At 42.8% G+C, this 7,553-nt stretch carries 2 tRNA genes and 3 rRNA genes; all 5 read left to right on the top strand.

Annotation, left to right across the window (positions count from 1 at the left end):
- Positions 1 to 803 precede the first annotated feature (803 nt).
- Positions 804 to 2,302, top strand: a 16S ribosomal RNA gene (locus BJI48_RS09140).
- A gap of 139 nt (positions 2,303 to 2,441) precedes the next feature.
- A tRNA-Ile gene (locus tag BJI48_RS09145) sits at positions 2,442 to 2,518 on the top strand.
- Positions 2,519 to 2,523: 5 nt separating this feature from the next.
- Positions 2,524 to 2,599, top strand: a tRNA-Ala gene (locus BJI48_RS09150).
- Between the two features lie 554 nt (positions 2,600 to 3,153).
- A 23S ribosomal RNA gene (locus BJI48_RS09155) occupies positions 3,154 to 6,365 on the top strand.
- Positions 6,366 to 6,919: 554 nt separating this feature from the next.
- Positions 6,920 to 7,035 (top strand): 5S ribosomal RNA (gene rrf, locus BJI48_RS09160).
- Together the 16S, 23S and 5S rRNA genes with 2 tRNA genes alongside form the textbook arrangement of a ribosomal RNA operon.
- Positions 7,036 to 7,553 lie beyond the last annotated feature (518 nt).

Consider the following 7,553-nt stretch of genomic DNA (forward strand, 5'->3'; position numbering starts at 1 on the left):
TCCCCTAAGCAAACCTTAAGCTATAAGTTTGTAGTATTTCACTCCCATTCAGGTGAGCCTCATAAAAACTCTCCAGTATTTTGGTGATTCCATATCTTTTACCTCTTTTTTGGATTTTGTGCCAATGAGATGGGATAATTTATTGGATAATTAGTTTGGAGAATATCAGGATGGATAATCGCTTTTAGATTCTGTCTTTTTAGTAGATAGTGTCTTTAAAATCAAGATATTATCTGGATTAAGATATATAAAGATATTATCTTGCAAGATTTATCTCTCATTGATAAGCTGGATTGAAATGGTTTCTTTTCAGTGTTGTGTTGCTTGTTTGTGGTGGTTGTTCTTTGATACTTGATTTCAAATATGATTTTTTAGAAGCAAGAAGCTTACGAAATGTAAAAGCTTATTAAGATTGAGTAGCTTATAAAATATAAAAACTTATAAAATTAAGAGTCTTGCAAATGCAAAAAAATTGCAAATGTAAGAAACTTACAAAAGTTTTTAATATTGTCTATAAGACATTTTAAAATCTTAAAGAATTGTAAGCATCAATGTTTTCCTAAAATGTTTGATATTTGTTGGTTGGGTAACGATCTTTGAAATCTAAGCAAGAGAATGGAGTTTTTTATTTTTAGGCATTATCCTATTAGCCTTAGCCTTAAATAAAAAGACACAATCTCTTTTTTGTTGTTACTATCTATACAACTCGTTATGACCTTTGGTTGCTTGCTATTTACTAGTAAGTAATCGGAGTAATGATTTTGTGATTTATAGAGACACGAAGAGAGAAGGACAAACTTAACTTGATGGAGAGTTTGATCCTGGCTCAGAGTGAACGCTGGCGGCGTGCCTAATACATGCAAGTCGAACGATGAAGTCCCTAGCTTGCTAGGGATGGATTAGTGGCGCACGGGTGAGTAATGCATAGGTAATGTGCCCTTTAGTCTGGGATAGCCACTGGAAACGGTGATTAATACTAGATACTCCCTACGGGGGAAAGAATTTCGCTAAAGGATCAGCCTATGTCCTATCAGCTTGTTGGTGAGGTAAGAGCTCACCAAGGCGATGACGGGTATCCGGCCTGAGAGGGTGAACGGACACACTGGAACTGAGACACGGTCCAGACTCCTACGGGAGGCAGCAGTAGGGAATATTGCTCAATGGGGGAAACCCTGAAGCAGCAACGCCGCGTGGAGGATGAAGGTTTTAGGATTGTAAACTCCTTTTGTTAGAGAAGATAATGACGGTATCTAACGAATAAGCACCGGCTAACTCCGTGCCAGCAGCCGCGGTAATACGGAGGGTGCAAGCGTTACTCGGAATCACTGGGCGTAAAGAGCGCGTAGGCGGGGCAATAAGTCAGATGTGAAATCCTGTGGCTTAACTACAGAACTGCATTTGAAACTGTTGCTCTAGAGTATGGGAGAGGTAGGTGGAATTCTTGGTGTAGGGGTAAAATCCGTAGAGATCAAGAGGAATACTCATTGCGAAGGCGACCTGCTGGAACATTACTGACGCTAATGCGCGAAAGCGTGGGGAGCAAACAGGATTAGATACCCTGGTAGTCCACGCCCTAAACGATGGATGCTAGTTGTTGGGAGGCTCGTCCTTCCAGTAATGCAGCTAACGCATTAAGCATCCCGCCTGGGGAGTACGGTCGCAAGATTAAAACTCAAAGGAATAGACGGGGACCCGCACAAGCGGTGGAGCATGTGGTTTAATTCGAAGATACGCGAAGAACCTTACCTAGGCTTGACATTGATGGAACCTGCTAGAAATAGCGGGGTGTCTAGCTTGCTAGACCCTGAAAACAGGTGCTGCACGGCTGTCGTCAGCTCGTGTCGTGAGATGTTGGGTTAAGTCCCGCAACGAGCGCAACCCTCGTCCTTAGTTGCTAGCAGTTCGGCTGAGCACTCTAAGGAGACTGCCTTCGTAAGGAGGAGGAAGGTGAGGACGACGTCAAGTCATCATGGCCCTTACGCCTAGGGCTACACACGTGCTACAATGGGATGTACAAACAGAAGCAATGTCGCGAGGCGGAGCAAATCTCAAAAACATCTCTCAGTTCGGATTGTAGTCTGCAACTCGACTACATGAAGCTGGAATCGCTAGTAATCGTGAATCAGCAATGTCACGGTGAATACGTTCCCGGGTCTTGTACTCACCGCCCGTCACACCATGGGAGTTGTATTCGCCTTAAGCCGGGATGCTAAATTGGCTACCGTCCACGGCGGATGCAGCGACTGGGGTGAAGTCGTAACAAGGTAACCGTAGGTGAACCTGCGGTTGGATCACCTCCTTTCTAGAGAAATATTAGGGTATTTGTTTATCCTAATCATCTGATAAAAAGGGATAACCATAAGATAGGAAGCTTCTTTTCTTGCTTAGTTTTCAAGGATCGATTCTTCAATTGATAGATGGCAAACAAGAGGCTGTTATTGGGGCTTATAGCTCAGGTGGTTAGAGCGCACCCCTGATAAGGGTGAGGTCAGAGGTTCAACTCCTCTTAAGCCCACCATCTTAGGGGAATTAGCTCAGCTGGGAGAGCGCCTGCTTTGCACGCAGGAGGTCAGCGGTTCGATCCCGCTATTCTCCACCATAACAACTCTTGGCAGTGATGGGAAACCAAACGATTCTTGTGTGCTTAAGATAGATTCTAAAAAATGTTTTACTAGCCAATGGGCTAATCGTATTTGATACATATATTGTAATCACCACCCATAGAAAGTTTAATCAGAGTCTTTTATAGGCATTGATAGTAAATCGCACTTCTTAAGTATTGGCAAGTAAAATGTAAGCAAACACCCCAGATAAAATAATGGGTGTCAAGCAAACATTAGCCAGCAAGAAGCCAGATATTTCTTATCAGACCTAACAAAAAAGATTTGCATTAGACTTTGTCTAAATGTTATTTAACATATTATTGTCAATAGCCTAAAAAATAGTAATAAAACTACGATTACTCTGTTTTATAGAAGTAAGGCGATACCTTATCAAAAACAAAATATTTGTTTTATATGAGGAATCAACATACATTCAATAAGGCAGTGATAACTTTAGAATATTCACGCAATTTTATCTATACTTTAAAAGGCGATCTCAAAGAAATCTTACTAATGGACTTGTTTCATTGGTTAGAAATCATTGGGATTGAAATAAGCTTTTAAGGGCAGATGGTGGATGCCTTGGCAAAGAGAGGCGATGAAGGACGTACTAGACTGCGATAAGCTATGGGGAGCTGTCAAGAAGCTTTGATCCATAGATTTCCGAATGGGGCAACCCGGCTAGCAGCGATGCTAGTCACCTTTAATGGAGCGAACGTTGGGAAGTGAAACATCTCAGTACCAACAGGAAAAGAAATCAAACGAGATTCCCCTAGTAGCGGCGAGCGAACGGGGAGAAGGGCAAACCAAGTGCTTGCACTTGGGGTTGTGGACTGCAATAGCCACTTCAATCACTTAGCAGAACAAGTTGGAAAGCTAAGCCATAGAGGGTGATAGCCCCGTATGCGAAAAGTGATTGATAGGTAGCAGTATCCAGAGTAGGTCAGGACACGTGAAATCCGGACTGAAGCAGGGGAGACCACTCTCCAACCCTAAATACTCCTCTTTGACCGATAGCGAACAAGTACCGTGAGGGAAAGGTGAAAAGAACCGCAGTGAGCGGAGTGAAATAGAACCTGAAACCATCTGCCTACAATCATTCAGAGCCCTATGATTTATCAGGGTGATGGACTGCCTTTTGCATAATGATCCTGCGAGTTGTGGTGTCTGGCAAGGTTAAGCAAACGCGAAGCCGTAGCGAAAGCGAGTCTGAATAGGGCGTAAGCCAGCTCTTTTATACCCATAAAACTTAGGAAAATTCTTCTTGTGGCAATCTTTGCGGGAGTCTGCGAAAAATGCTTAGTCATTACCGATAAGGTAACTCCTTACGCATTTTTCTTGACAACCTACAAATCTTATCCACAATGCTAGAATTTTCTGATAGTAAAGTTTTATGTAGGAAATTCTAAGATTTTTAGATGATTTGAGTAGTTTTGCAAATGAGTGCGCCGGGAGCTACCTTAAGCGGTAGTGACCAAGCACGAATGAAGTAATCTACTCAAAGTGCTAAAAAGATGAATTTCTTGTTTTATGGTTATAAATGAGCTGGCTTTAGTCAGATGCTGCAGACCCGAAGCTAAGTGATCTATCCATGGCCAAGTTGAAACGAGTGTAATAGCTCGTGGAGGACTGAACTCGTACCCATTGAAACGGGTTGGGATGAGCTGTGGATAGGGGTGAAAGGCCAAACAAACTTAGTGATAGCTGGTTCTCTTCGAAATATATTTAGGTATAGCCTCAAGTGATAGTAATAGGGGGTAGAGCTCTGATTGGGCTAGGGCTGCTCACCGCGGTACCAAACCCTGTCAAACTTCGAATACCTATTACCCTATCTTGGGAGTCAGGCGGTGGGTGATAAAATCAATCGTCGAAAGGGGAACAACCCAGACTGGCAAATAAGGTCCCAAAGTTCTATTCTGAGTGGAAAAAGATGTGTAGTTACTCAGACAACCAGGAGGTTGGCTTAGAAGCAGCCATCCTTTAAAGAAAGCGTAACAGCTCACTGGTCTAGTGATTATGCGCTGAAAATATAACGGGGCTAAGATAGACACCGAATTTCCAGATTGTGCTGATGCACAGTGGTAGAAGAGCGTTCGTATCAGCGTTGAAGGCATACCGGTAAGGAGTGCTGGAGCGATGCGAAGTGAGCATGCAGGAATGAGTAGCGATAAAATATGTGAGAATCATATTCGCCGTAAATCTAAGGTTTCCTACGCTATGCTCGTCATCGTAGGGTTAGTCGGGTCCTAAGACAAGTCAGAAATGGGTAGTCGATGGAAAATAGGTTAATATTCCTATACCAACCATTGTGTGCGATGGGGGGACGCATAGGGTTAAGCGAGCCAGCGGATGGAAGTGCTGGTCGAAGGGCGTAGATTGGAGGATAGGCAAATCCACCTCTGTATTCGAAACCTTACAGGCTTCTTGAAACCTTCGGGTCGATAGGAGAATCGCTGATACCGTCGTGCCAAGAAAAGCCTCTAAGTTTAGCAATGGTTGCCCGTACCGCAAACCGACACAGGTAGATGAGATGAGTATTCTAAGGCGCGTGAAAGAACTCTCCTTAAGGAACTCTGCAAACTAGCACCGTAAGTTCGCGATAAGGTGTGCCTGAGCAATCAGGTCTCAGCAAAGAGTCCCTCCCGACTGTTTACCAAAAACACAGCACTTTGCAAACTCGTAAGAGGAAGTATAAGGTGTGACGCCTGCCCGGTGCTCGAAGGTTAAGAGGATCAGTCAGCAGCAATGCGAAGCTTTGAATTGAAGCCCGAGTAAACGGCGGCCGTAACTATAACGGTCCTAAGGTAGCGAAATTCCTTGTCGGTTAAATACCGACCTGCATGAATGGCGTAACGAGATGGGAGCTGTCTCAAGGAGAGATTCAGTGAAATTGTAGTGGAGGTGAAAATTCCTCCTACCCGCGGCAAGACGGAAAGACCCCGTGGACCTTTACTACAGCTTGGCACTGCCGATGGGAGCATTATGCGCAGGATAGGTGGGAGGCTTTGAAATCTTCACTCCGGTGGGGATGGAGCCATCCTTGAGATACCACCCTTAATGTTTCTGTCTGCTAACTAGCTTGAGTTATCCTCAAGTAGGACAATGCCTGGTGGGTAGTTTGACTGGGGCGGTCGCCTCCTAAAAAGTAACGGAGGCTTGCAAAGGTTGGCTCATTGCGGTTGGAAATCGCAAGTTGAGTGTAATGGCATAAGCCAGCCTGACTGTAAGACAAACAAGTCGAGCAGAGACGAAAGTCGGTCATAGTGATCCGGTGGTTCTGTGTGGAAGGGCCATCGCTCAAAGGATAAAAGGTACCCCGGGGATAACAGGCTGATCTCCCCCAAGAGCTCACATCGACGGGGAGGTTTGGCACCTCGATGTCGGCTCATCGCATCCTGGGGCTGGAGCAGGTCCCAAGGGTATGGCTGTTCGCCATTTAAAGCGGTACGCGAGCTGGGTTCAGAACGTCGTGAGACAGTTCGGTCCCTATCTGCCGTGGGCGTAGGAAAGTTGAGGAGAGCTGTCCCTAGTACGAGAGGACCGGGATGGACGTGCCACTAGTGTACCAGTTGTTCTGCCAAGAGCACCGCTGGGTAGCTACGCACGGATGTGATAACCGCTGAAAGCATCTAAGCGGGAAGCCAACTCCAAGATAAACTTTCCCTGAAGGTCGCAGGAAGACTACCTGCTTGATAGGGTAGATGTGTAAGTGCAGTAATGCATTCAGCTGACTACTACTAATCGACCGTTTGGCTTATTTTTCTGTATTAATTTGTAGAATAATGCGCGTGGGTATTTGTTATCACTGCCTTATTGAGTGTATGGGTTTTATTACTAGTTTCTTATCTTTTATTGTGTGGGAATAGATATAACATAATACTAGATAGACACTTTCTATGAAAAATTTGCTATATGGCAAATGCTTTGTAGAAAGGGTGGGGAATATTTAGGCTATTGTTCATTTTAAGATTCTTTTATTTCTTGATGGAAAATGGAGTTAAGGGCAATCTAATGGGCTTGCTTGGAGATTATTCTATAGGTTAGCTTATAGGATAGGTTCAAGTAACCAATAGGGATGCTTGTTTGAATGCTTGCTAGGGCTTAAAAGATAATGATTTATCTTTTAGTTGCTACCTAAGTAATAGATACAAAGCATAACTAGAAACATTGCTAAAAATATTTCTAAAATGGGGTAATCCTATTTTAGAAAGAAAGTTAGAAAAGAAAGCCTTGGGGTATTCTTAGGATTACCTTGAGTGAATTATTTGAGTGATTATCTCAAATTACTCAAATAAGATTGCTTTTAACTCCCTTTTCCTTGTGTCTATAGAGAAGAGGCAACACCCAGCTCCATCCCGAACCTGGCAGTTAAGCTCTTCTTCGCTGATGATACTGCATCTTTCAGGTGTGGGAACGTAGGTCGATGCAGGGATAGGGAATCTTATTTATGCTTATCTCTTCTTATGTTTATATACTCTATGCTTTTATACTTATCTAATATTTTATCTTCTTGCTTTTTATCTATTCTGTGCTTGTAGCTTTTATTCATTGCTATGCTTACTGGCTTTATTAATTAAGCCCATTTTATGCTTTCTGTATTATTTATTGTCTCATTCTATTTTAATTTATCTCCTGCTTACTATTTTGCTTGGCTTTGTTTTGATTTTTTATGAAACCCTTAGTAATTTCTGTAGGGGGGATAAATGCTAAAGGCACTAAGAAAAAAACAACAAATTTAATTCCATTCTATTTTTTTTATCTTTTATTGCTGGTTGCTTGTATCTATTACCCATACAATAAAAGATAAGAAACTAGTAATAAAACCCATACACCCCATAAGGTAGATATAACAAATACCCACGCGCATTATTCTATAAATTAATACAGAAAAATAAGCCAAACGATCGATATTTTAGGCTTTTAATGGGTGTTATTGATGATGGGTGTATG

The sequence above is a fragment of the Helicobacter sp. 11S02596-1 genome (assembly GCF_002272825.1).
Lineage (GTDB): Bacteria > Campylobacterota > Campylobacteria > Campylobacterales > Helicobacteraceae > Helicobacter_J.